Below are 23098 nucleotides of genomic sequence, written 5' to 3'. Positions count from 1 at the left end.
CGTCCGGCGCCGCCGCGTGTCGGCCCTCCCACTCGAACACGTGTTCGAGTAGCGTGGGTCCATGGACAGCGGCGCCACGATTCTGCACGCCGACCTGGACGCCTTCTACGCGTCGGTCGAGCAGCTGCTGGATCCCGCCCTGCGGGGCCGGCCGGTCGCCGTCGGGGGTGGCCCCACGGGTGGCGTCGTGCTGGCGGCGTCGTACGAGGCGAAGGCGTACGGGGTGCAGGGCGGCATGCCCGGCTGGCGTGCGGCCCGGCTGTGCCCCGAGCTCGTCTTCGTGGGGGGCCACTTCGGGGAGTACCGCCGGCTCGGTGACGACGTCATGGCCGTCCTCGCCGACGTGACGCCGGTGGTCCAACGGATCTCGATCGACGAGGCGTTCCTGGACGTGTCGGGGGCGACGCACCTGTTCGGGCCGCCCGCCGCGATCGGGGCGATGATCCGTGAGCGGGTCCGGGCCCAGGTGGGTCTGCCCATCTCGGTCGGGGCGGCGCGGACCAAGCACCTGGCCAAGATCGCGTCCCAGGTCGCCAAGCCGGACGGGCTGGTCGTCGTCGAGCCGGGATCGGAGCGCGACTTCCTCGACCCGCTGCCGGTGGGCCTCGTCTGGGGGGTCGGCCCGGTCAACGCCCAGCGCCTGGCGGACCGCGGGATCCGGACGATCGGTGAGCTGGCCGCGACGCCGTCGTCGGCCGTCGAGCGGATCCTGGGTCACGCCGTCGGGCGCAAGCTGAGCGCGATGGCGCACGACGAGGACCCGCGCCGGGTGCACACCGTCCAGCGCGCGCGGTCTGTCGGCGCGCAGTCGGCCCTCGGTCGTCGCCGTCCCGACGTGGCGTCGGTCCGGGCCGTCCTGGCGCACCTGGCCGACCGCGTCTCGCGCCGGCTGCGGGACAAGGGGCTGGCCGGGCGCACCATCACCGTCCGGGTGCGCTTCGTGGGCATGCAGTCGGTCACCCGCTCGCGCACGCTGGCCCAGCCGGTGGCCACCACGCTCACGCTGACCGAGGTGGCGGAGCGGCTGGTGTGGTCGGCGGTGGACGACGCTCCCCGGGGCTCGGAGATCACGCTGCTCGCGGTGTCCGTGTCCAACCTGGCCGACCAGCGCGCGATCCAGCTCGAGCTCGACCTCCGCCCCGACGAACCCTGGCGTCCGGGGTCGGCGACCGGTGCGGCGCGCCGCGCCGTCGACGGGTCGATGGACCGGATCCGGAGCCGGTTCGGCGGCGACGCCGTCGGCTACGGGGCGGCGGTGCTGCGCGCCCGGTCGGGCGTCCCGGACGAGTTCCGCGAGCTCGCGGAGCACGACCTGTGAGGCGTCGTCAGCGACCCAGCAGCCGGCGCCACCAGGGACGGTCCTCGTCGTCCTCGGGTGGCGGCGCATCGGCAGGTGGCTGCGAGGAGGTGGTGAGCACCTCACCGGTCTCGGTGTCGAACGGCGTCACCAGCAGCGCCCGGCTGACGTCCAGCACGACGGCGACGGCACCGTCGCCGCCGCGGATGTAGAAGGTGACGTCGTGGACCCGCACGCCCTTGCCCAGCGCGATCTCGATGTCGTGGTCGGGGCCGACGAGCCGCAGCCAGCGGGGGTCGCTGGTGTCCAGGTGCGGCGCCACACCGCGGACGGTCTCGACCACGTCGTCCGGGTCGCCGATCGCCGGGCCGGTGTAGCCGTCCGGGATCTCCTCGACCGATCGGGCGCCCCGCGGCGCCCGCAGGGCATACACGTCCCACGTCATGGCGACGATTGTCGCGCACGCACGCGCCTGCGGCCCCCGCGCGACCCGCCGGCTCGCCGCCGGCCGCCGGCGCGGTCGTCCTGCTCCGCCGGTCAGGCGACCTGCGTGGCCTCCGCCCGGATGGCGGCGGCGAAGTCGTCGACATCGCTCTGCGTGGTGTCGAAGGCGCACATCCACCGCACCTCGCCGGTCGCGGGGTTCCAGTCGTAGAACCGGAACCGCCGGCGCAGCCGGTCGGCGACACCGGGCGGCAGGACCGCGAACACCGCGTTCGCCTCCGGCACGTTGGTCAGCGTGATGCCCGGGATCTCGCGCACCGCGTCGTGCAGCCGCCGCGCCATCGCGTTGGCGTGACGGGCCGACCGCAGCCACAGGTCACCGTCGTACAGGGCGAGCAGCTGGGCGGAGATGAACCGCATCTTGGACGACAGCTGCATGTCCATCTTGCGCAGGTAGCTCAGGCCGGAGGAGGCGGCCGGGTTCAGCACGACGACGGCCTCCGCACCGAGCAGGCCGTTCTTCGTCCCGCCGAGGGACAGCACGTCGATGCCGGCGTCGGTGGTCAGGGTCCGCAGCGGCACGTCCAGCGCGGCCGCCGCGTTGGACAGCCGCGAACCGTCCATGTGCACGGTCAGGCCGAGGCTGTGGGCGTGGTCGGCGACCGCGCGGATCTGCTCGACGGTGTACACCGTGCCGAGCTCGGTGGACTGGGTGAGCGAGACGACCCCGGGCTGGGCGCGGTGCTCGTTGCCGAACCCCCAGGCCTGACGGTCGACCAGCTCCGGCGTGAGCTTGCCGTCCGGGGCGGGCACGGTGAGCAGCTTCAGCGCTCCGACGCGCTCCGGTGCGGCGTTCTCGTCGGTGTTGATGTGGGCCGACTCGGCACAGACGACCGCACCCCAGCGCGGCAGCATGGACTGCAACGACAGCACGTTCGCGCCGGTGCCGTTGAAGACGGGGTACACCTGGGCGTCGGCTCCCAGGTCGCGTGCCACGACCTCCTGCAGGCGCTGCGTGTAGGCGTCCGCGCCGTAGGAGGTCTGGTGGCCGCCGTTCGCTGCGGCGACGGCGGCGAGGACCTCGGGGTGGACACCGGCGTAGTTGTCCGAGGCGAAACCGCGGACCTCGGGGTCGTGGAGCGTCGTCACGTGCTCATTGTCCCGTACGGGGGGCCGTGCCCGATCCGCTCAACGGGCGCACCGTCCGGCCGATGGGGCTGGGGTACCGGTACCCGGACGAACAGGACAGCAGTGGACGGCATCGCCGCGATCACCAACCGCATCGCCGAGATCCGCGGCACCATCGCCGCGTTCGGACCGGCGCCCGTCGCTGCCACCGCGGCGTCGTCCGCGAGGTCGCTCACGTCCACGACGGGGCCGGGTGGCACCTCGTCCACCGCGAGCACCTTCGCGACGGCGCTCGCCACGGAGGTCGGTCGCACGTCCGCCGGGGCGACGTCGGGCTCGGGGACCTTGACGGCCACGGGGGTGCCGACCGACCTGGCCGCCTACGGCAACGGCACGATCCCGCGCGAGGCGCTCAGCGAGATCGCCGGCACCGGCCACCGGCTGTGGTCCCCCGCGGCGCGGCAGTACGAGGCGCTCAGCGCGGCGGCCAAGCGCGACGGCGTGACCATCGGCATCACCGACTCCTACCGGACCTACGAGTCGCAGGTGGACCTCGCCGAGCGCAAGGGCCTGTACAAGAACGGCGGTCTGGCCGCGGTCCCGGGTACGTCCGACCACGGTTGGGGTCGCAGCCTCGACCTGCGGCTGGACGGCAACGCGCTGGCCTGGATGCGCGACAACGCGTCCCGGTACGGGTTCCGCGAGGACGTCCCGCGCGAGTCGTGGCACTGGACGTACTACCCACCCGGGTCGTAGTCGCCGGCGGCGGCGCGATCCCGGCGGCCCGAGACGGGCGGCGCGGGACGGCGGCCCGCTGCCGCGCCCGGGTGCGGCAGGATGGTCGCCGCACACGGGCCGGCGAGGGTGAGGGGGGCAGACGGTGGACAGCGTCGAACCGGTCAGCGCGGGGATCCGCCGGGTCGGTGGCCAGGTGCGCGCCGAGCACCACACGGTGGGCGTCGTGCGCACCCTGCCCGGTGACGTCAACCAGCTCGACTGCGCCTGCGGCATCACGCTGACCAACGGCCCCGGCTGGTCGCTCGACGAGCACCTGCGCCTGCACCGCGCCGAGGTGAAGTACGAGGCGCTGCTCGCCGTCGCGCACCCGGGCATGCCGCTGACCCGGACCGGCGGCCGCTCCCCCGGCGCGCGGGCGCTGGACGCCCTGCTCGCCGGCGACACGCCCGCCGCGCGGTGGGCACTGACCGCCGTCGACGACGGCGCCCGGCGGCGGCTGGCCGGCGCGGCCGGTGACCTGCTCGCCCTGCTGGGGACCGTCCCGACCGTCCCGACCGAGCCGGCTGACGCCCGCCCTGCCGAGGCGCGCCCGGCTGACTAGCCTGGCAGCACACCCGACGCCGACGGAGGACCCGTGCCCGACCTCGCCACCCTTGCCGAGACCCACCTGGCCGCCGCCCTCGCCGCGGGGAAGGGCCGCAGCGCCGAGCTCATCGTGCACGACCACCAGCTGCGCCAGACCGTGATCGCGCTGGCCGACGGGCAGTCGCTCAGCGAGCACAACGCCCCACCGGCCGCCACGCTCCAGGTGCTGCGCGGCAGCGTGAAGGTCACCGCGCACGACGGCGGGGACGTCGTCGTGCGCGAGGGCGAGCTCGTCCAGCTCACCCACGAGCGGCACGGCGTGGACGCCCTGGAGGATGCCGCCTTCCTGCTCACCACGGTCACCGGCATCCCGGACGGGACCCCGGGGTGACCGACGGGACGCCTCCGCCCGGGCCGCCGGCACGCCCGTCGGACCCCGACCCGCCCACCTCCAGCCGGCCGCACCGGGCCGCCCGCCTCGAGGACCGGTTCAACCGGACCATCGCGCGCTGGCTGTGGTCGCGCGGCTGGCGCACCCGGGTCGAGCCCTACGTCGGCTACGGCGGCCCGGGGTGGGTCCGCGTCCTGGCCCGCACCGTGCTGTCACCCGCCCGCGCGCTGGACGGCGTCCCGAGCGGGGAGGCTCCGCAGGACGAGCCCACACGCACCGTCCGGGGGTGGCGGAGCCTGGCCACCGCGCAGGTGCCCGGCGCCGTGGTCGAGGTGCGCGCCGGCTCCCACGTGCACCGGGTCACCTCCGACCGCGGGGGCTACGTCGACACGATCGTCGACGCCGACCTCGAGCCCGGCTGGCACACCATCGAGCTCGTCGTGCCCAGCGGCAGCGTCAGCGCCCGGGTGCTCATCGTGTCCCCCGACGTCCGCACCGGTCTGGTCAGCGACATCGACGACACCGTCATGGTGACGACCATGCCGCGGCCGCTCATCGCCGCCTGGAACACGTTCGTCCTGGACGAGACCGCGCGGCGCCCCGTCACCGGCATGGCGGACCTGTACCGCGACGTGCTCGCCGACCACCCGGACGCGCCGGTGCTGTACCTGTCGACCGGTGCCTGGAACGTCGCCCCGACGCTCGGGCGGTTCCTGACCCGGCACGGCTACCCCGCCGGGCCTCTGCTGCTCACGGACTGGGGCCCGACCAACACGGGCTGGTTCCGCAGCGGCCGCCAGCACAAGCTCGGCTCGCTCGAGCGGCTCATGCGGGAGCTGCCCCACGTGCGCTGGCTGCTCGTCGGGGACGACGGCCAGCACGACCCGGAGATCTACGACCGGGTCGCCCGCCACCATCCCGACCGGGTCCGCGCCGTCGCGATCCGCGAGCTCACCCCCACGGAGCACACGCTCGCGGCGGGCGTGCCGCAGCCGCTGCCGGACGCCCGCGAGGCGCAGCGCCGCACCGAGCAGACCGGGGTCCCGGTCGTGCGCGGCGGGGACGGCGCCACGCTGGGTGCGCGGCTCACCCCGGTGCTCGCCGACCGCTGAGCCGACCCTGCGCGGTCCGCTGAGCCGACTGCTGACCGGGCCGCTGACCGGGCCGCTGTGCAGGCCCGGGCGGCGGGACGCTCAGGCGTTCTCCTTGCGGAACGTCGCGGTTCCCCACCAGATGGCCAGCGCGAACAGCACGAGCGCCCACACCCCGCCCCACAGCACGGCAGACCCGCCGAGGTCGCCGACGAACGACGCCCGCACGCCGTCGACCACGTGCCGGATCGGCATGAAGTCGCTGGCTCGCTCCAGCCACGCCGGTCCGATCGTCATCGGCAGCAGGATCCCGGACAGCAGCAGCACCGGCATCATCACCATGTTGATGACCGGGGCCATGACGTCCTCGGACTTGGTGCTCAGCGCGAGCGCGTTCGAGGCCGCGGCGCACGCCCCGCCGAGCAGCAGGGTCAGCAGGACCCCGAGCAGGATGCCCTCGGCGGACGCCACCATGCCCAGCGCGAACCCCAGCGCGACGAGGATGACCGCCTGGACGAGCAGCTGGAGCAGGTCGCGGTACAGCCGCCCGACCAGCAGCGCGGTGCGACTCGCCGGCGTGACCCGCTCCGCCTCGATGACGCCCTCCCGCCACTCCCCGATCAGGCTGAACCCGGCGAAGAAGGCACCGAAGACCCCGAGCTGGACGAGCATCCCGGGGACGAAGAACGTGTAGGCGTTCTGCGCGCCGAACTGGTCGATGAGCGGCTCGAGCAGGGGCCCGAACAGCAGCAGGTACAGCACCGGCTGCAGCATCCCGATGATCACCCACGCCGGGTTGCGCAGGTTCATCCGCAGCTGGCGGCGGAAGACGATGAACGACTCGCGCATGAACGTCATCGCAGTGCTCCCTGGGTCGTGGTGGGTCCGGGCGTGGTGGACCCGGTCGCGGTGGGTCCGGGCGGGGGGCCCGCGGTCGGCGTCCCTGTCGCGGTGCCCGGGGTGACCGGGACGGCGGCCTCGTCGAGGGCGGTGGTCGGCCCGCCCTCCTGCGGACCAGCGGCGTCGGCGTCGCGCAGCGACCGGCCCGTCAGGCTGAGGAACACGTCGTCCAGCGTGGGACGGCGCACCTCGATGGACTCCAGCCCGATGCCGACCCGGTCCAGGTCGCGGATGAGCCCGGGCACCGACCGGCCGGCGCGCGGCACCCGGGCGCGCACGTGGTGGTCGACGACCTCCACCTCCGACCGGCCGTCGACCAGGGTCGCCAGGCGCTGGGCGGCGTCGGCCAGCCGGTCGCGGTCGACGAGCTCGAGGTCCACCAGGTCACCGGCGACCTGCGCCTTGAGCGCGTCGGCGGTGTCGGACGCCACGATCCGGCCGTGGTCGATGATGACGATCCGGTCCGACAGCGCGTCGGCCTCGTCGAGGTAGTGCGTCGTGAGGAACACGGTCACGCCGAGCCGGTCGCGTAGGTCCCGGATGTGCTCCCACAGGTTCGCCCGGGCCTGCGGGTCCAGACCCGTGGTGGGCTCGTCGAGGAACACCAGCTGCGGCTCGTGGATGAGCCCCATCACGATGTCGAGCCGCCGCTTCTGCCCGCCGGACATGCTGCGCGGCATCCGCGCCCAGAGCCCCGGCAGGTCCATCCGCTCGAACAGGGCCTTGCCGCGCTGCTCGACCACGTCGCGCGGCAGCCCGTACAGCATGCCGTGGTCGACGACCTCGTCACCGGCGCGCGCGCCGCTGAACGCGCCCCCGGCCTGCGACACGTAGCCGATGGCGCGGCGGACCTGGACGGGCTCGGCGACGACGTCGTGGCCCGCCACCGTGGCGCTGCCGGCCGTGGGCCGCAGCAGCGTCGTCAGCATCCGCAGCGTGGTGGTCTTGCCGGCCCCGTTCGGCCCGAGGAACCCGACCACCTCGCCCTCGGCCACGTCGAGGTCGACGCCGTCGACCGCCCTGACCTGGGTTCTGACCCGCCCCTGGCGGGTGTCGAACGTCTGCACCAGTCCTCGTGCGTGGATCACCCTGTCGCCCTCCGTCGTGCACCGATCGATCGCCGTGGCACCGGCTCCCATGCGCGGACCGGGCCACCGCGCTGCGGTGACCCGGTCCGTCGGGAACCGGCACACATACGACCGGCGCAGGACGCAGAACTCGTCGGTGCTCGGCCGCCGCCGCCGACGGCGGGGCGGCGTCGGCGGGCGGCGCCGGTGGCGCCGACGGCGTGACGGAGTCGGTCAGCGTGCCCGCGGGCGCAACGGGGGGCTGCCGCCGCCGCCGCCGACGGCGATGCCGTCGACGATCTCGCGCAGCGCGCGTGCCCCCGGGATGGTCGGCGCCCAGCCCAGCGCATGCCGCGCACGGGCCGTGCTGAGCACCGGCACCTGCATCGCGAGGTCCAGCCAGCCGGGGCTGACCGGCACCAGCCGGGCGTGCCACGCCGCGGCGACCGCCGCCCGGACCGCCGACGGAGCGACCTCCTGCAGGCGGCCCCCGGCGAGCATGTCGGCGACGTCCTGGCCGTGCACGATGCCGTCACCGGCGAGGTTGAACGCCCCACCCCTGCGTCGGGCGACGATCTCCCGGTACGCCGAGGCGACGTCGTCGGCGTGCACCGCCTGCAGGCGCAGGCCCGCCGGCCACGGCAGGGTCGGGAGCTCCTCGCCGAGCATCCGGGCCGGGAACAGCCGGCCCAGGAAGTAGCGCTGGATCTCGGCCCCGGCGTGCTTCTGGAAGATCAGCGACGGGCGGACCCGGCTCACCACGAGATCGGGCTGGAGGACCTCGGCCTCGTCGAGCAGCCGCTCGACGGCGGCCTTGTCGACGCTGTACTCCGAGCTGCGGATGCCCTCGGTCGGCCACGCCTCGTCCCGGGGCAGGTCGTCGGTGGCCGGGGAGTAGGCACCGACCGAGGACGCCACCACCAGGTGCGGTACCCCGGCGCGCCGGACCGCCTCGATGACCCGGCGGGTGCCGTCGACGTTGGTGCGCCGCAGCGCGGCCCGGTCGTGGTTGGGCTGGATCAGCCAGGCGAGGTGGATGACGGCGTCCACCCCGGCGAAGGCCTCGACCAGGCGGTCGAGGACGGGGGCGTCCTCCCCCGGCCGGCCGATGTCGCACCGGACCCACTGCGCGACGTCGTAGGGCGGCGGGACCTCACCGGACGGCACCCGGCGGGCCACGCCGACCACGGAGGTGATGATCGTGTCGCCGGAGAGCCGGCGCAGCAGCGCCGTCCCTGCGTTCCCGCTCGCGCCGACGACCGCGACCCTCACCGGGCCACCCCGGTCCGCGCCGGGCGGCGGTCACGGCTCGGGCCGGCGCAGCGGCGCGTGGCTGCGGTCCTCACTCGGTGCCGGCACCCGACTGGGCGTCCCCAGCGCCCCCCGCGCGCGGGTTCAGCATGCCGGGGTCCGCGTCCGGGTCGCCCTCGACGTCGCCGTCCTGCGCGCCCTCGGCGCGAGGGTTGAGCATGTCGGGGTCGGCGTCGGAGTCCTGCTGGGCGTCGTAGGGCACCTCGGACGGGTTCTGGGTGTTCTCGGTCATTCCCCAAAAGTGCCACTGACCTGGGGCGACCGCATCCCGAGCCCGGTCAGCTGCCGGCGGCCCACGCCAGCAGCCGGTCGACCGGCCAGGTGTTGACCACACGCTCGGCCGGCAGGTCGTGCTCCGCGGCACGCTCGCAGCCGGTGATCTGCCAGTCCAGCTGCCCGGGGGCGTGGGCGTCGGAGTCGACCGCGAACACGCAGCCGGCGTCGATCGCGGCCTGGAGCAGCACGTGCGGCGGGTCACGTCGGTCCGGGCGGCTGTTGATCTCGACCGCCACGCCGTTCACCGCGCTCGCGGCGAAGACCCGCTCGTGGTCGAACTCGCTCGGCGGCCGGGGACGGCCGCCGAGCAGCCGACGACCGGTGCAGTGCCCGAGCACGTCCAGATGGGGGTTCGCGACGGCGGTGAGCATGCGCGACGTCATCGCCGCCGAGTCCATCCGCAGCTTGGAGTGCACCGAGCCGACCACGACGTCGAGCTGGGCGAGCAGCTCCGGCTCCTGGTCCAGCGACCCGTCGTCGAGGATGTCCACCTCGATGCCGGTCAGCACGCGGAAGGGCGCCACCGCCTCGTTCAGCGCGCGGATCTGATCGATCTGCCGGCGCAGCCGGGCCGGGCTGAGCCCGTTGGCCACGGTGAGCCGGGGCGAGTGGTCGGTGACGACCAGGTACTCGTGGCCGATCTCCAGCGCCGCGAGCACCATCTCCTGCAGCGGGCTGCCCCCGTCGCTCGCGTCGGTGTGCGAGTGGAGGTCGCCGCGCAGCGCGGAGCGCAGGGCGGCGCCGGGGCTGTCGCCGCCGGACCCGCCCGCGGACTGCTCCTCGAGCCGGGTGAGGTAGTCGACCTCCTGCCCGCGCCAGCGCTGCACCACCACCTCGGCGGTGCGCCGACCCACGCCGGGCAGGTCGGCGACGCGGTCGTCCTCGACGAGCCGTGCGAGCTCGGTGGGTTCGGTCGCCTCGACGGCTGCCGCTGCCGTGCGGAAGGCCCCGCTGCGGTAGGACGTCGCCTGCGCCCGCTCCAGCAGGAAGGCGATCCGGCGCAGGGTCGCGACGGCGTCGTCCTGCGCCGACGCGTCGCTCACGACGCGCGACGGCGCGACGACGTCTTCGGCTCCGCCTTCTCGGAGTCGGCCTTCTCGGCGGCGGCCTTCTGCGCGCTCGTCGCGGTGCCGGTCTTCGCGGAGCTGGTCTTGGCGGTGGTGCCGGTCTTCGCGGTGCCGGCCTTGGTGGGTCCGGCCTTGGAGGTGCCGGTCTTCGCGGGTCCGGCCTTGGTGGTGGTGGTGGTGGTGGTGGTCCGTGCCTTGGTGGAGGCGGTCGTGGTGCTGCCGGCCGCCGCCGTGTCGGCGTCGTCGGCCTTCGCCCGGCCCTTGGAAGCCCGCGCGGGCTTCGCCGCGGCGGCGGCGCCGTCGGGCTGGGCGCCGGTGGCCTTGGTCCCCGACCGGGCGCGCGAGGTGGAGGCCTTGCCCGCCGTCGTCGACGACGCCGTGGTCGACGCCGCCGCGTCGTCGTCGGCGGTCGCCGCGGGGCCCGACCCGGCCGAGTCCGCCGACTCGGCGTCCTCCCCCCGGCCGCCGCGGGCACCGCGGGCCTTCTCGACGCTGCGCTGGAGCGCGGACAGCAGGTCGATCACCTCGCCGCCGCCCTCGGCCTCGTCGGCGCCGGCGGGGCTGGGCACGGACTGCGTCGAGCCGGTGGAGACCTTGGCCTCGATCACCGACTCGAGCGCCTCGCGGTAGGAGTCGTGGAACTCCGACGGGTCGAAGTCGGCCGCGAGCGACTCCACCAGGGACGACGCCATGGTGAGCTCCTGCGGCCGGACGGTGACGTCCGCGTCGAGGATCGGGAAGTCGGCCGCCCGGACCTCGTCCGGCCAGAGCAGGGTCTGCAGGCAGATGACGTTGTCGCGGACCCGGAGCACGGCCATCGACTCCCGCTGCCGCAGCGCGACCTTGACGACGGCCATCCGGTCCGTCGTGGCCAGCGCCTCGCGCAGCAGCGCGTACGGCTTGGCGGCGGTCTTGTCGGGCTCGAGGTAGTACGTCTTGGACAGCATGATCGGGTCCACCTGCTCGGCCGGGACGAACTCCAGCACCGAGATCTCGCGCTCCGTGGTCAGCGGCAGCTGTGCCATGTCGTCGTCGTCGAGGACGACGAGCCGGCCGTCGTCGGTCTGGTACCCCTTGGCGATGTCGCTCATCTCGACCGGCTCGCCGTCGACGCTGCACACCTTCTTGTAACGGATCCGGCCGCCGTCCTCGCGGTGCACCTGGTGCAACGGGACCTCGTGCTCCCCGGTGGCGGCGTAGAGCTTGACCGGCACGTTGACCAGGCCGAAGGCCACCGCGCCCTTCCAGATCGCGCGCACGTCATCTCCTCCTCGCACGGGTGGTCCGAGGCGTTCGTCGCGACGGCCCGGTGTCTCACTGGGCAGGATGGACCCGTGGAACCCATGCTCGCTACCCGAGCGGCCACCCCGGCCGACCTGCCTCGGGGTGCGGAGTGGGCCTACGAGGTCAAGTGGGACGGGGTCCGGCTGCTCGCCGACACCACCTCGGGGCGGCTGCGGCTGCTCAGCCGCAACGGCCGAGACGCCACCGTCGCCTACCCGGAGCTCGCCGGGCTCGGGGCGCTGGGCGGCGCGGTCCTGGACGGCGAGGTGGTGGCGATGTCCGGCGGCATCCCGTCGTTCGAGGCGCTCGCCGAGCGCATGCACGTGCGCGACGCCGCCCGGGCGAGCGCACTGGCCGCGCGGGCCCCGGTCACCCTGCTGGTGTTCGACGTGCTGCGGCTCTACGGCGTGGACCTGACCCGGCGACCGTTCGACGAGCGCCGGGCCACGCTCGAGCGGCTCGACCTGCCCGAGCACGTGCAGCTGTCGCCCGTGTACCCCGACGGCGACGCGCTGTGGGAGGTCACGCGGCAGCACGGGCTCGAGGGGGTGCTGGCCAAGCGTCGGTCGTCGGTGTACCAGCCGGGCCGCCGGTCCCCGGACTGGGTGAAGGCGGCGCACCGGACCACGCGCACCGCCCTGGTCGGCGGGTGGCGGGTCGAGACGACGGCTCGGGACCGCATCGGGTCGCTGCTGCTCGGTGCGCCGGACGCCGACGGCCGGCTGCGGTTCCTCGGGCGCGCCGGCAGCGGCCTCGGCGGCCCGCTCGCGGGGCGGGTGGCTGCGCTGCTGGCGCCGCTCGAGCGGCCGACGAGCCCGTTCGACGAGCCGGTCCCAGCCGTCGACGCGCGCGGCGCGCACTGGTGCACACCCACCGTGCTGGTCGACATCACCTACCTCACGCGCATGCGCAGCGGCCGGATGCGTCAGCCGGTGGTCCGCGGCGTGCGCGACGACACCGCGGCCGACCCCTGGGAGAGCCTGTGACGGCGGGTGGACGTGACGGCGACGAGGCGCGGCCGATGGAGGTCGGGGGCCGGACGCTGCGCATCGGCCACCTCGACCGGGTGGTCTACCCGGCGACCGGCACGACCAAGGCCGAGGTCCTGCACTACTACATGCAGGTCGCGCCGGTGATCCTCGATCAGCTGCGTGACCGGCCGGTGACGCGGATCCGCTTCCCCGGGGGCGTGTCCGGTGAGCGGTTCTTCGAGAAGAACGCCCCCCGTGGGGCGCCGCCGTGGCTGCGCCGGCAGACCCTCCCCGCGTCGCCGGGCACGGGTGACTCGACCACGGTGCTCGACCTGCCGTTCCTCGACGACCTCGCGGCGCTGGTGTGGGCGGCGAGCCAGGGCGCACTCGAGCTGCACACGCCGCAGTGGACCGTCGGTCCGCGCGGTGCGGTCCGGAACCCGGACCGGCTGGTCATCGACCTCGACCCCGGGCCCCCGGCCGGGATCGTCGACTGCGCCCGTGTCGCGCGCCTGGTCGCCGCCCGGCTGCTCGAGGACGGCCTGCGCTCGGTCCCGGTGACGTCCGGCAGCACGGGCCTGCAGCTGTACGCCCCGTTGGACGGCCGGCGCACCGCGATGGAGGTCCGCGAGTACGCCCGCGGCCTGGCGCGGAGCCTCGCGGCGGAGCACCCGGACGACGTCGTCGCCGTCATGCGCAAGGACGCGCGCGGCGGCAAGGTCCTGCTGGACTGGTCCCAGAACCACCCGGCGAAGACCACGATCACGCCGTACTCCCTGCGCGGCCGGGAGCGACCGGCTGTGGCCGCTCCCCGGACGTGGGACGAGCTGGACGACCCGGACCTGCGCCAGCTCGGCCCCGAGGAGGTCGTCGAGCGCCTCGGCGAGCAGGGGGACCTGCTCGCCGGTCCCTGAGGTCGGTCGGCCCCGCGGCGGCCGGTCGGCGGGAGGTCAGCTCCCGGTGGGCACGCCGTCGACGCCGAGCTTGGACATCCACAGGTCGACGCCCGTCGTGCGCAGCAGCTCCAGGACCTGCTGCCCCGCCCCGAGGAACGTCACCGCGCGTCCGTCCGCGACCGCGTCGCGCACGAGTCGGACCAGGACCGACAGGCCCGTGGAGTCCATGAAGACCACGTCGCGGCAGTCGACGGTCATCGGCCCGCTGTCCCCGCGCAGGTCGCCGAGCCCGTCGGTGCCGGTCGCCCGGACGGCGAGGTCGACCGACCCCCAGAACCGGACGACCGTGACGCCGTCGGCGGTCCGGATCTCGACGCCGCCGTGCGGGTCCGGGGCGCGGTCGGCCGCGGCGTCGTACCAGGACGCGGCCGACCGGCCCGGGCGGGTGTCAGCTGCCATCACTGCTCGCGGCGAACGGGTCGAGCACCACCTTGATGCACCCGTCGGTCTTCTTCTGGAACATCTCGTAGGCGCCCGGTGCCTGCTCCAGCGGCAGCCGGTGGGTGCGCAGGTCCAGCACGGACAGCGGGTCGGACGGGTCGGTCAGCAGCGGCAGGATCGTGTCCGTCCAGCGCTTGACGTGCGCCTGACCCATCCGCAGCGTCAGGCCCTTGTCGAACATCTGCATCATCGGCATCGGGTCGGTCGCGCCGCCGTAGACCCCGACGATGGACACCGTGCCCCCGCGTCGCACGGCGGCGATCGCGGCCTCCAGCGCGGCCAGCCGGTCGACGGCGGCCTTCTCGATCGCCTTGCGCGCCAGCGCGTCCGGGAGCAGGCCGGCCGCCTTCTGGGCCACGCTCGCGACCGGCGACCCGTGCGCCTCCATGCCCACGGCCTCGATCGTGGCGTCCGCGCCGCGGCCGTCGGTGAGGTCCCGCACGGCGGCGGACACGTCGTCGACCTCACGCAGGTCGATGACGTCGATCCCGTGCCGGCGGGCCATCTCCAGGCGCTCGGGGACGAGGTCGACGCCGATGACCTTGGCGGCGCCGCGGTGCGCGGCGATGCGGGCCGCCATCTGCCCGATCGGTCCCAGGCCGATCACCGCGACGGAGCCGCCGGCCGGGATGTCGGCGAACTCGACGGCCTGCCAGGCGGTGGGCAGCACGTCGGACAGGTAGAGGTAGCGCTCGTCGGGCTGGCCGTCGTCCGGCACCACGACCGGGCCGAACTGCGCCTGCGGGACGCGCAGGTACTGGGCCTGCCCACCGGGAACCTGCCCGTAGAGCTTGGTGTAGCCGAACAGCGCGGCGCCCTTGTCCTGCTCGCGGACCTGGGTGGTCTCGCACTGGCCGTACAGGCCCCGTGTGCACATGAAGCAGGTGCCGCAGGCGATGCCGAACGGGATGACGACGCGGTCACCGGCCTTGAGCTGGGTGACGCCCGGCCCGACCTCCTCGACCACGCCCATCGACTCGTGGCCGAGCACGTCGCCCTTGTCCAGGAACATGCCGAGCGTGGAGTACAGGTGCAGGTCGGACCCGCAGATGGCGGTGGAGGTGACCCGGATGACGGCGTCGGTCGGCTCCTGGATCCGCGGGTCGGCCACGTCCTCGACGGCGACCTTCTCCGTGCCCTGCCAGGTCAGTGCCTTCATCGCGTTCCCCTTCGTGGTGCGGTCCGCAGGTCGCGACCCCATGTCGCGTCTGCCCGGTGGTGCGTCTGCCGGGGTGTCTCATCGACCCGTGTCAGGTCTGGCCCCACGCTCGCACCCGGAGGGCCCGCGCGCATCTGCACGCCGCCACGCCGCAAGCGCCCCTGACGCGCCGGGCACCTCGCCGTGCGGCGACGGGCGCGCGACGATACGGCGATGATTCGACGAGCACGCCCGACCGGTGACGTCGACCGGCCCCCCGGCGACCGCAACGAGACACCGACCGAGCGCCTGGACCGCAACTGGGACGAGCTGCTCCAGGAGCTGCGCGTCACGCAGACCGGCGTGCAGATCCTCACCGGGTTCCTGCTCACCATCCCGTTCCAGGGCCGCTTCGCCGATCTCGACCCCTACCAGAAGGGGCTGTACCTGGTCCTGGTCGTGCTCGCGATCACCAGCACGGGGTTGATCGTCGCGCCGGTGAGCCTGCACCGGATCATGTTCCGCAAGCACCTCAAGGCCGAGCTGGTCGACGCCGCCGACGCGCTCGCGCGCGGCGGTCTGGTCTTCCTCGCCCTGACCCTGGCGGGTGCGGCGATGCTCGTGTTCGACGTCGTCGTCGACCGCACGGCCGGGCGCGTGGTCGGCGCGACGATCCTGGCGCTGCTCGCGGTCGCGTGGATCCTGCTCCCGCTGCGGCTGACGCACCGGGCCCGGACGGACGGGCACCAGCCCGACGCGTGACCGTGCGCGGGCGGCCCCGACGGACCATGCTGGACGCGATCCGACGCCGCCCGTCGACGCCCATCCCCAGGAGGACCGCATGGCCGTGCACGGCACCCCCGACCCCACCCCCACCTCGCGCGCCGGCGAGCCGAACCCCGTGATGGTCGACGCCGTGCTGCGCGTCGAGCACGCCGAGGCGCTCGACCCGTGGGTGGACCGCCTCGCGCCCGCCGCCGCCGCGCTGGTCAAGGACCCCACCGTCCGAGACCTGCTGCACGGCAAGGCGATGGGCCACGCGCTGCACCCCCTGCTGACGGACGTGCCGATCGGGACCTGGTCGAGCGCGTTCCTGCTGGACTTCATCGGCGGCAAGCGCAGCCGTCCGGCGGCGACGCGCCTGATCGGCACCGGCATCCTGGCGGCAGTCCCGACGGCGGTCACGGGGCTGGCCGAGTGGGCCGCGACCAGCGACCAGCCGGCACGCCGGGTGGGACTGGTGCATGCCGCGTCCAACACCGTGGGCCTGGGTCTGTACGTGATGTCCTACCGGGCGCGGCGCCGGGGACGGCACGGGGTCGGCGTGCTGACCAGCCTGGCGGGCCTGAGCGTCATCGGCGTCAGCGGCTTCCTCGGTGCGCACCTGTCCGTGGCGCGCAAGGTCGGCACCCGGGACGAGGCCTTCGTCGCGCAGGTCCCGCTCGGCGGCGACGGTGCGGCCGAGCCGGGCGACTTCCGGGTGGGCGGGGCCGGGCCTGCCCCGGACGCGGCCACCGGCGGGCGTCACCGCGACGAGGGTACGGACCCGACCACCGCCATCTGACCGCGGGGCGACGCCCGGCCGACCGCGCCCGGCGCGACCGGCGCTCGGGGCGCTGGAGACGGCTCGGGGCCGGTACGTCGAGGACGTACCGGCCCCGAGGCCGTTCGCGGTGCCTGCCCGGCCCGTCCAGCCTGTCAGGCGTGTGCGGGCTACTCGCGGTGGAGCTTGTCCTGCAGCGTGCCGGCCACCTTCTCGACCGTGTTGGGGACGTCGGTGGTGCCGTAGAGGCGGGCGTCCGGCCGGGTGGGCGGCGGCATGGTGAGCCGGCCGGGGGCTCGGCCAGGTAGCTGAACTCGCCCTTGCCGTCCGGCGCGGGTCCCGAGGCCCAGCTGCCCTCGGACGCGGCCTGGCCGTCGGAGAAGTTGATGTACTGGTACGACACGCTGCGGTCCTCCTTGCCGAGGGGGAAGTTGCTCGGGACGGGCAGCTCCTCGTACCCCTCCTCGCGCAGCTCCGCGGCGGCCGCGATCCACTGGTTCTGGTGCATGGTGTCGCGCGCGAGCAGGAACGAGAGCAGGTCACGCACCCCGGCGTCGTCGGTCATGTGGTAGAGGCGGGCGACCTGGAGGCGGCCCTGCATCTCGGCGTTGGCGTTGGCCGTGAAGTCGGCCAGCATGTTGCCGCTCGCGGTCACGTAGCTGCCGCTCCACGGGTTGCCCATCGAGTCGACCGGGCGCGCCCCGGCGCCGGCGACGATGGCGTGCTGGAGGTCGGTCCCGCCGATGACGGCGGCCACGGTCGGGTCGTTCTGGACGGCGTCCTCGGTGATGCCGAGAGGGGCCTTCTCGAGCAGCTGCGCGATCATCGTCGCGAGCATCTCGACGTGGCCCATCTCCTCCGCACCGATCCCGAAGAGCAGGTCGCGGTACTTGCCGGGCAGGTGGGCGTTCCACGACTGGAAGCCGTACTGCATGGCGACGGTGATCTCGCCGTACTGACCGCCCAGGACCTCCTGGAGCTTGCGGGCGTAGACGGCGTCGGGCTTGTCGGGCTTGGCGCGGTGCTGGAGCTCCTGGCGGTGGAAGAACATCGACGACCCACTCCCGTCCGGGGCCACGGGCCCCACGGTCCTGCGGCGAGGCGTCTGCCTCACCGCTACCGGTTAGGCCTACCTGAGTGGTCAGGGGGCGGCAACCGGTGGGGAGGTCGTGCGCCGGTCGCGCGGACCTCCCGGGTTCGCGCAGGCGGGGTGCACACGACCGCGCACTCATCGGTCGCTCCCCGAGGATCTGGGTGCCGCGAGGGACTCGGTCGGCCGGGAGGCCGCACAGCCGGGGAACCGGCCGGCCGTCAGCCGGAGAGCCGCCACGCCGGCACAGCCGGCCGGCCGCCGAGCCGCCAGGCCGGCCGGCCCGCCCCGAAGGCGGGTCAGCCGGCCGCCGCCGTGCGGGCCTGCTCGAGGACCGCCAGGACCGTCGGCGCCAGCTGACGGTCGCTGAGGATGCGGAAGTGCCCCGGCGTCCGCAGGTGCACGTTGGTCGCCCCCTCGAGGTCGCTCCCGCCGGGGATGTGCGGGTCGAACGGGCCGGAGATCGACGTGATCCGCGCGTTGGTGACCCGGTCCGCGGTGAGGGCGGCGAGCACGGCGTCGGTGGGGACGAAGGCCCGGATGGCCTCCACCGGGATCCACCGCGCGTACGGCGAGCCGCCGAACGGCGTGTTGATCGCCGCCATCGCCAGGATCCGGCCGTCGGGGTCGTGGTGGAGCATCGCGTACTTGCCGATGAGGCCGCCCTTGCTGTGGCAGACCAGGACGACGTCGCGCAGGTCGCGCTCCTCGATCCGCTGCGCCACGAGCCGCGCCATCTCCGGGACGGCGCCCCGGTTGTAGCCGAGCGTCGGCACCACGTGGACGGGGTGGCCGTTCCGGTGCAGCAGCGCAGCCAGAGGCCGCATGAACTGCCACGGCTCGTAGACGCCGGGGATCAGCACCACGGTGGGCCCGCGCCCGTCCGGCGCGTCCACGAAGCGGTCCGCCCCGCCGGGGCGCAGGAAGCCGACGGTCTGCCAGACGGCGACGTAGGCGTAGTCCAGCAGCCACCACACCGCCCGGCGCGCGACGCCGGCGAGCCGCGTCGACCGGCGACGCGGGCCGCCGGCCCGGGTGGACGCAGCGGCGGCCAGTGCGGTGCGCGCCGTGGCGGCGCGGGTCAGCAGGTCACGCCGTGGCACAGGCGGCTCACCAGCTCGGGACGGGTGTACATCGCGACGTGGCCGGCGTCCGGGACCTCGGCGACGGCGGACCGGGGCGCCGCGGCCGCGAGCCGCTGCACCCACCCCGTGGGTGCGATGGGGTCGTGCTCGCCGCGCACCACGACGACGGGCTCGGTGACGTGCTGGATCCGCTCGTGGATGCGGTAGCCCATCATGTGCGGGACGGTGGCGGCGTAGCGCCGAGGTCCGGCGCGCACGTAGTCGCCGGTGATGGTGGCGTTGACGCGCAGCGGCTCGTGCCGCCCGTCGCGCAGCAGCCGCAGCGCCTGTCGGGCCGTGCTGCGGGCGTCGTCGTCCACCACCGGGCCGATCAGCACCGCACCGGCGGCCAGGCCGGGACGACGCGCGAGGACCTCGGTCACCACCTGGCAGCCCATGGAGTGCCCGACCAGGACGGCGCCGGACAGGTCCAGCCGCTCGATCAGCGCGGCGACGACGTCGGCGTGCTCCCCGATGCCGAGCGCCCGGCGCGGGCGCTCGCTCGCGCCGAAGCCCGGCAGGTCCAGCGCGACCACATGGCTGTCGTCCTGCAGCGCCTCGACCAGCGGCCGGAAGTACCGCGACGACATGCCGATGCCGTGCACCAGGACGAACGCCGGTGCGCCGGGGGTGCCGGCCTGGGTGATCGCCAGCCGGTACCCGCCGGCCGAGGTCGTCCCCGGCGTCACGCGGCCGACGAGCCGGTCGCGAGTCCGCGGCCCTCGGCGAGCAGCGCGAGGCGGTCCAGCGTCTCGCGGTTGCGCGGCACGAGCAGCAGCGTGCGCAGGGGCCGCGGCACCAGGGTGCCGGGGCCACGCACGGCGTCCTCCGTCATCGTCACGGTGCAGCCGCCGTGGGGGTCGGGCACGACCTCGATCCGGATCCGTGCCTCGCCGAGCGGCCACCCGCGGGCCTGGAGCTCCAGGCGGCTCTCGCCGTCCCACCGACGCGCGACAGTCTTGTCGTTGATGACGAGCGGCCACGCCCCGGCCGAGTGGTGGATGGTCGACCCGGGCGCGGGCCACCGGGCGTCGACGGAACGGATGCGCGAGGCCCCCACGACCCAGGCCGCGTAGGACCAGCCGTCGCGGAGGATCTCCACCACCGACTCCGCGGGACACCGCATGTGCTTCTCGACGACCGCCATGGCGAGAAAACTACGCGGTGGCCGCCGACCGGCAACCGGGGCGACGGACACCGCCGCCCGGCGACGAGCGGTGCGGACGCACGTCCGCCCGGGACTCGTGACCCCGAGTCCCGGGCGGAGGTGGGGTGCGGCGGGTACCCCGGACCAGCGTCAGCGGCGCGGGTCTGCACGCGAGCGCCGCGCACGGCAGCCGCGGGCGAGGATCAGCGCGCGGTGCGGGTCCGGTCCTTGCGCGGCCACAGGGCGATCACCAGACCGGCGATCGCGCTCACGATGTGCAGCACGTTGTCGGCGCCGTTGATGTTGAGGATGTTGGCGTCCTCGTTGCCCTGGACGATCAGGCCGTAGACGAACGTCGCGCCGTACACGACGAACAGGATCCAGCCGAACGTGCGCGCGCTGGCGTCCCTCGTCCACATCGCCAGGCCGAGGACGCCGATGAGGATGTGGACGATGTTGTGCAGCGGGTTGACCGCGAAGCCGAGCAGCGTCTCGTCGTGGTCGTGCTCGGTGAAGCCGTCGAAGCCGGTGACGAAGAAGCCGGCGATGCCGACGAGCAGGTAGACGGCTCCGATGATGAGCGCGAGCCACTGGTGGGTGCCGCGACCGTGGTCGGTCGTGCCGGCGCCGACGCCCGCGTTGGTGGGGTGAGCCATGGTGTCCTCCGAGTGTCTGGGCGGCGGTGTGCACCGGTCCCTGCCCGGGAGGTCGGTCACCGCCGCTCGATGTCAGGGACAAGGTTCCGCAGGCGCGCCGGTGGCGCATCTCGAGACGCAGGTCAGGCTGGGTGACGTGCTGCCGCCGGCTCGCGTGACGAGTCGCGCCGGCGGTCGGCTCAGCGTTGACTAGGGGCCATGACCCGCACCCGACGCCCCCTCGCGATGATCACCGGCGTGCTCGCCGCCGGCCTTCTGGCCGGCTGCGGCGGGTCGTCGTTCGACTTCCGGCAGGACGACCCGATCGGCTACACCGCGTGCCGCGACGCCGTGGCCGCGCAGCTGCTCGATGCCGGTGACGAGCTCGACGAGTCGATCGGCAGCATCGCGGCGGCTGCCGCGTCGTCGCAGTCCGCCGACATCCGCGAGGTGGTCAGCCCGCCGGTCGACGCCGGGGATCTGGAGTTCGTCGGCGCGGAGGACGACCGGGTGTACTCCGTCGATCTCGACGAGCTGCTCGAGGCGTGCCAGGTGGTGGGCTTCGACCCGGACGACGTCGACCTCGACGGGCAGTAGCGCGTCGGTCGGCGCGGGTGCGTCCCGCGCCGACCAGGGCTCCTCCACGCCCACGGGCCGGCTCCGCTGGCCGCCAGGTCAGGCGGTGAAGCGCTCCCCGCGCTCGACGACGCGTCCGGACGACGCCTCGTCGTCCCAGGAGTAGACCGGGACGCCGTCGATCAGGACGAGCTCGGCGCGGGAGTGGACGTCCAGCGGGTCGCCGGACCACACGACGACGTCGCCGTCGCGTCCGGGCTGGAGCGAGCCCACGCGGTCGTCGAGCCCGAGGAACGTCGCGGGGTTGACCGTGAGGGCCTCGAGCGCGGTGTCGCGCGGGAGCCCCTCCTTCACGGCGAGCGTCGCCTGGTGCACGAGGAAGTTGATCGGCACGACGGGGTGATCGGTCGTGATGGCGACCCGGACGCCGGCGGCCGCGATGGTGGCCAGGTGGCCGATGGCCCGGTCGCGCAGCTCGACCTTGGAACGGCTGGTGAACATCGGGCCGAAGATGACCGGGATGTCGCGCTCGGCGAGGACGTCGGCGATCTTGTGAGCCTCGGTGCCGTGGTTGATGACCAGCCGGTACCCGAACTCGTCGGCGAGCCGCACCGCGGTCGCGATGTCGTCGTGGCGGTGGGTGTGCTGGTCCCACACCAGCTCGCCGTCGAGCACCCGGGCAAGGACCTCCATCGTGAGGTCGGGTGCGAACGGCTCCCCCTTGCGCAGGCCGGCGGCACGGGCCTCGCGGTAGTGCTGCGCCTTGGTGAAGGCCTCGCGGATGATGAACGCGGTGCCGAGCCGGGTGGACGGGAGCTGCTTCTTCTCGGCGTACACGCGCTTGGGGTTCTCCCCCAGCGCCGACTTGACGCTCACCGCGTCGCTGATCACCTGCTCGTCGATGGTGCGCCCGCCCCACGACTTGATCGCGACGCTCTGCCCCCCGATCGGGTTGCCCGACCCGGGCTTCACCACGATCGACGTCACGCCGCCCTCCAGCGCGTCGCGGAAGCCCTCGTCGTCGATGTTGATGGCGTCGATCGCGCGCACCGCCGCGGTGTTGGGCTGGGTCATCTCGTTCGTGTCGTTGCCGGCGACACCCTCGCCCTCCTCGTGGATGCCGACGTGCCCGTGCGCCTCCACGAAGCCGGGAAGCACCCAGCGGCCGGTGGCGTCGACCACGGTCGCGCCGTCGGGCACGGCCACGTCGGCGCCGACGGCGGTGATGCGCCCGTCCTCGATCAAGACGGTCCCGCCGTCGATCGGCGCGGAGGTGACCGGGACGACGTAGCCGCCGGTGACGGCGACGACGGACGGGGCAGAGGCAGGGCGATAGGTCATGTCGCCACCGTACGGCGGGGTCGCCACGGGGGCACGACCGACGGCGGCCGGGCGACGCCGCCGTAGGGTCGTCGGGTGACGACGGAGCTCCCCGCCTCGACGCGGGTCGACCGCTGGGTCTGGGCCGTGCGGCTGACGCGGACCCGGGCGCTCGCCGCGGCGGCATGCCGGGCCGGCCACATCCGGGTCAACGGTGACCGCGCCAAGCCGGCCACGCCGGTGCGGGTGGGCGACGAGGTGCGCGTCCGCAGCGAGGGTGTCGAGCGTGTCGTCGAGGTCGCGCGGATCATCGAGAAGCGCGTGGGCGCGGGTGTCGCGACGGAGTGTCTCGTCGACCGGACGCCACCGCCGCCACCCCCCGTCGAGGTGCCGGGCGGCGCGGTGCGCGACCGCGGAGCCGGGCGGCCGACCAAGCGGGAGCGTCGGCAGATCCAGCAGCTGCGCGGGCACTGACCGGGCACCGACCGGGCACTGACCGGGCACCGACCAGGCACGGCCCGGACCCGGCGACCGGCCGGGGCAGACCCCGCTCCGCCCGGTCGGTCGGCCTCCAGCAG

General features: G+C 74.4%; 26 protein-coding genes and 1 pseudogene. 11 read left to right on the top strand and 16 right to left on the bottom strand.

Annotation, left to right across the window (positions count from 1 at the left end; genetic code table 11):
* The first annotated feature begins 61 nt into the window (after positions 1–61).
* On the top strand, positions 62–1318 hold the full coding sequence (dinB, locus tag Q0840_RS06100; RefSeq protein ID WP_298457553.1) for a DNA polymerase IV: 1257 nt from the start codon (positions 62–64) through the stop codon (positions 1316–1318).
* Positions 1319–1325: 7 nt separating this feature from the next.
* Here dinB and Q0840_RS06095 read toward each other — a convergent pair whose 3' ends face one another.
* Positions 1326–1742 (bottom strand): hypothetical protein, encoded by a 417-nt coding sequence (locus Q0840_RS06095; protein ID WP_298457551.1) that lies wholly within the window; start codon positions 1740–1742, stop codon positions 1326–1328.
* Between the two features lie 92 nt (positions 1743–1834).
* Positions 1835–2890 carry a low specificity L-threonine aldolase gene (locus tag Q0840_RS06090; RefSeq protein WP_298457548.1) on the bottom strand — a complete coding sequence of 352 codons (1056 nt, stop codon included), beginning with the start codon at positions 2888–2890 and terminating at the stop codon, positions 1835–1837.
* A 102-nt stretch (positions 2891–2992) separates the two neighbouring features.
* Between Q0840_RS06090 and Q0840_RS06085 the strand changes: the two genes are divergently transcribed.
* From Q0840_RS06085 to Q0840_RS06070, 4 genes are all read left to right on the top strand, one after another.
* On the top strand, positions 2993–3625 hold the full coding sequence (locus tag Q0840_RS06085) for a D-alanyl-D-alanine carboxypeptidase family protein (protein WP_298457546.1): 633 nt from the start codon (positions 2993–2995) through the stop codon (positions 3623–3625).
* Between the two features lie 124 nt (positions 3626–3749).
* Positions 3750–4208, top strand: a complete 459-nt coding sequence (locus Q0840_RS06080; protein ID WP_298457544.1) for a hypothetical protein — start codon at positions 3750–3752, stop codon at positions 4206–4208.
* Between the two features lie 33 nt (positions 4209–4241).
* Positions 4242–4583, top strand: a complete 342-nt coding sequence (locus Q0840_RS06075; protein WP_298457541.1) for a cupin — start codon at positions 4242–4244, stop codon at positions 4581–4583.
* Positions 4580–5695 carry an App1 family protein gene (locus Q0840_RS06070; RefSeq protein WP_298457539.1) on the top strand — a complete coding sequence of 372 codons (1116 nt, stop codon included), beginning with the start codon at positions 4580–4582 and terminating at the stop codon, positions 5693–5695. The genes Q0840_RS06075 and Q0840_RS06070 overlap by 4 nt, the downstream gene beginning before the upstream one ends.
* Before the next feature lie 81 nt (positions 5696–5776).
* Here Q0840_RS06070 and Q0840_RS06065 read toward each other — a convergent pair whose 3' ends face one another.
* The 6 genes from Q0840_RS06065 to Q0840_RS06040 form a co-directional block, all read right to left on the bottom strand.
* On the bottom strand, positions 5777–6532 hold the full coding sequence (locus tag Q0840_RS06065) for an ABC transporter permease (RefSeq protein WP_298457537.1): 756 nt from the start codon (positions 6530–6532) through the stop codon (positions 5777–5779).
* On the bottom strand, positions 6529–7662 hold the full coding sequence (locus Q0840_RS06060; protein WP_298457534.1) for an ATP-binding cassette domain-containing protein: 1134 nt from the start codon (positions 7660–7662) through the stop codon (positions 6529–6531). The genes Q0840_RS06065 and Q0840_RS06060 overlap by 4 nt, the downstream gene beginning before the upstream one ends.
* Before the next feature lie 213 nt (positions 7663–7875).
* Positions 7876–8913: an NAD-dependent epimerase/dehydratase family protein gene (locus Q0840_RS06055; RefSeq protein WP_298457532.1), complete on the bottom strand. Its 1038-nt coding sequence runs from the start codon at positions 8911–8913 to the stop codon at positions 7876–7878.
* Between the two features lie 70 nt (positions 8914–8983).
* Entirely contained in the window at positions 8984–9184 is a 201-nt protein-coding gene (locus Q0840_RS06050) for a hypothetical protein (protein WP_298457530.1), read from the bottom strand.
* Positions 9185–9230: 46 nt separating this feature from the next.
* Positions 9231–10271 (bottom strand): PHP domain-containing protein, encoded by a 1041-nt coding sequence (locus Q0840_RS06045; protein ID WP_298457528.1) that lies wholly within the window; start codon positions 10269–10271, stop codon positions 9231–9233.
* Positions 10268–11554 carry a Ku protein gene (locus tag Q0840_RS06040; RefSeq protein ID WP_298457526.1) on the bottom strand — a complete coding sequence of 429 codons (1287 nt, stop codon included), beginning with the start codon at positions 11552–11554 and terminating at the stop codon, positions 10268–10270. The genes Q0840_RS06045 and Q0840_RS06040 overlap by 4 nt, the downstream gene beginning before the upstream one ends.
* Before the next feature lie 84 nt (positions 11555–11638).
* On the opposite strand from Q0840_RS06040, the gene ligD (Q0840_RS06035) reads away from it, so the two are divergent.
* Together ligD (Q0840_RS06035) and ligD (Q0840_RS06030) are read left to right on the top strand one after the other, a co-directional pair.
* Complete coding sequence (gene ligD, locus Q0840_RS06035) at positions 11639–12565, top strand: non-homologous end-joining DNA ligase (protein ID WP_367183082.1); 927 nt, start codon at positions 11639–11641, stop codon at positions 12563–12565.
* 35 nt (positions 12566–12600) lie between these two features.
* The gene (gene ligD / locus Q0840_RS06030) at positions 12601–13464 is read left to right on the top strand and encodes a non-homologous end-joining DNA ligase (protein ID WP_298457522.1); all 864 of its coding nucleotides are present in this window, start codon (positions 12601–12603) and stop codon (positions 13462–13464) included.
* A gap of 36 nt (positions 13465–13500) precedes the next feature.
* Here the strand turns inward: ligD (Q0840_RS06030) and Q0840_RS06025 are convergent, their stop codons facing one another.
* Together Q0840_RS06025 and Q0840_RS06020 are read right to left on the bottom strand one after the other, a co-directional pair.
* Positions 13501–13905, bottom strand: coding sequence for an STAS domain-containing protein (locus Q0840_RS06025; protein ID WP_298457518.1), 405 nt, complete (start codon positions 13903–13905; stop codon positions 13501–13503).
* Positions 13895–15106: a zinc-dependent alcohol dehydrogenase gene (locus Q0840_RS06020; RefSeq protein ID WP_298457516.1), complete on the bottom strand. Its 1212-nt coding sequence runs from the start codon at positions 15104–15106 to the stop codon at positions 13895–13897. Before Q0840_RS06020 ends, Q0840_RS06025 begins: the two co-directional genes overlap by 11 nt.
* A gap of 213 nt (positions 15107–15319) precedes the next feature.
* Between Q0840_RS06020 and Q0840_RS06015 the strand changes: the two genes are divergently transcribed.
* Both Q0840_RS06015 and Q0840_RS06010 read left to right on the top strand, forming a co-directional pair.
* Positions 15320–15847 (top strand): DUF6328 family protein, encoded by a 528-nt coding sequence (locus Q0840_RS06015; RefSeq protein WP_298457514.1) that lies wholly within the window; start codon positions 15320–15322, stop codon positions 15845–15847.
* Between the two features lie 79 nt (positions 15848–15926).
* A complete protein-coding gene (locus Q0840_RS06010) occupies positions 15927–16649 on the top strand; it encodes a DUF2231 domain-containing protein (RefSeq protein WP_298457511.1) in 723 nt (240 codons plus the stop codon).
* A 149-nt stretch (positions 16650–16798) separates the two neighbouring features.
* Here the strand turns inward: Q0840_RS06010 and Q0840_RS06005 are convergent.
* The 5 genes and pseudogenes from Q0840_RS06005 to Q0840_RS05985 form a co-directional block, all read right to left on the bottom strand.
* Positions 16799–17679 (bottom strand): annotated as a pseudogene (locus Q0840_RS06005) (manganese catalase family protein).
* Between the two features lie 338 nt (positions 17680–18017).
* A complete protein-coding gene (locus tag Q0840_RS06000) occupies positions 18018–18821 on the bottom strand; it encodes a triacylglycerol lipase (RefSeq protein WP_298457508.1) in 804 nt (267 codons plus the stop codon).
* The gene (locus Q0840_RS05995; protein ID WP_298457505.1) at positions 18800–19531 is read right to left on the bottom strand and encodes an alpha/beta fold hydrolase; all 732 of its coding nucleotides are present in this window, start codon (positions 19529–19531) and stop codon (positions 18800–18802) included. Before Q0840_RS05995 ends, Q0840_RS06000 begins: the two co-directional genes overlap by 22 nt.
* On the bottom strand, positions 19528–19989 hold the full coding sequence (locus Q0840_RS05990; protein WP_298457502.1) for an SRPBCC family protein: 462 nt from the start codon (positions 19987–19989) through the stop codon (positions 19528–19530). Before Q0840_RS05990 ends, Q0840_RS05995 begins: the two co-directional genes overlap by 4 nt.
* Positions 19990–20192: 203 nt before the next feature.
* Positions 20193–20645, bottom strand: coding sequence for a DUF4383 domain-containing protein (locus Q0840_RS05985; RefSeq protein ID WP_298457498.1), 453 nt, complete (start codon positions 20643–20645; stop codon positions 20193–20195).
* A gap of 198 nt (positions 20646–20843) precedes the next feature.
* On the opposite strand from Q0840_RS05985, the gene Q0840_RS05980 reads away from it, so the two are divergent.
* Complete coding sequence (locus Q0840_RS05980) at positions 20844–21221, top strand: hypothetical protein (protein ID WP_298457495.1); 378 nt, start codon at positions 20844–20846, stop codon at positions 21219–21221.
* Positions 21222–21299: 78 nt separating this feature from the next.
* Here Q0840_RS05980 and Q0840_RS05975 read toward each other — a convergent pair whose 3' ends face one another.
* Complete coding sequence (locus Q0840_RS05975) at positions 21300–22541, bottom strand: amidohydrolase (protein WP_298457492.1); 1242 nt, start codon at positions 22539–22541, stop codon at positions 21300–21302.
* Between the two features lie 75 nt (positions 22542–22616).
* On the opposite strand from Q0840_RS05975, the gene Q0840_RS05970 reads away from it, so the two are divergent.
* The gene (locus Q0840_RS05970; protein ID WP_298457490.1) at positions 22617–22994 is read left to right on the top strand and encodes an RNA-binding S4 domain-containing protein; all 378 of its coding nucleotides are present in this window, start codon (positions 22617–22619) and stop codon (positions 22992–22994) included.
* Positions 22995–23098: the final 104 nt, after the last annotated feature.

The sequence above is a fragment of the uncultured Cellulomonas sp. genome (assembly GCF_947494015.1).
GTDB lineage: Bacteria > Actinomycetota > Actinomycetes > Actinomycetales > Cellulomonadaceae > Pengzhenrongella.
The sequence above is the reverse complement of the archived record's forward strand: the minus strand, read 5'-3'. Positions and strand labels throughout refer to the sequence as shown.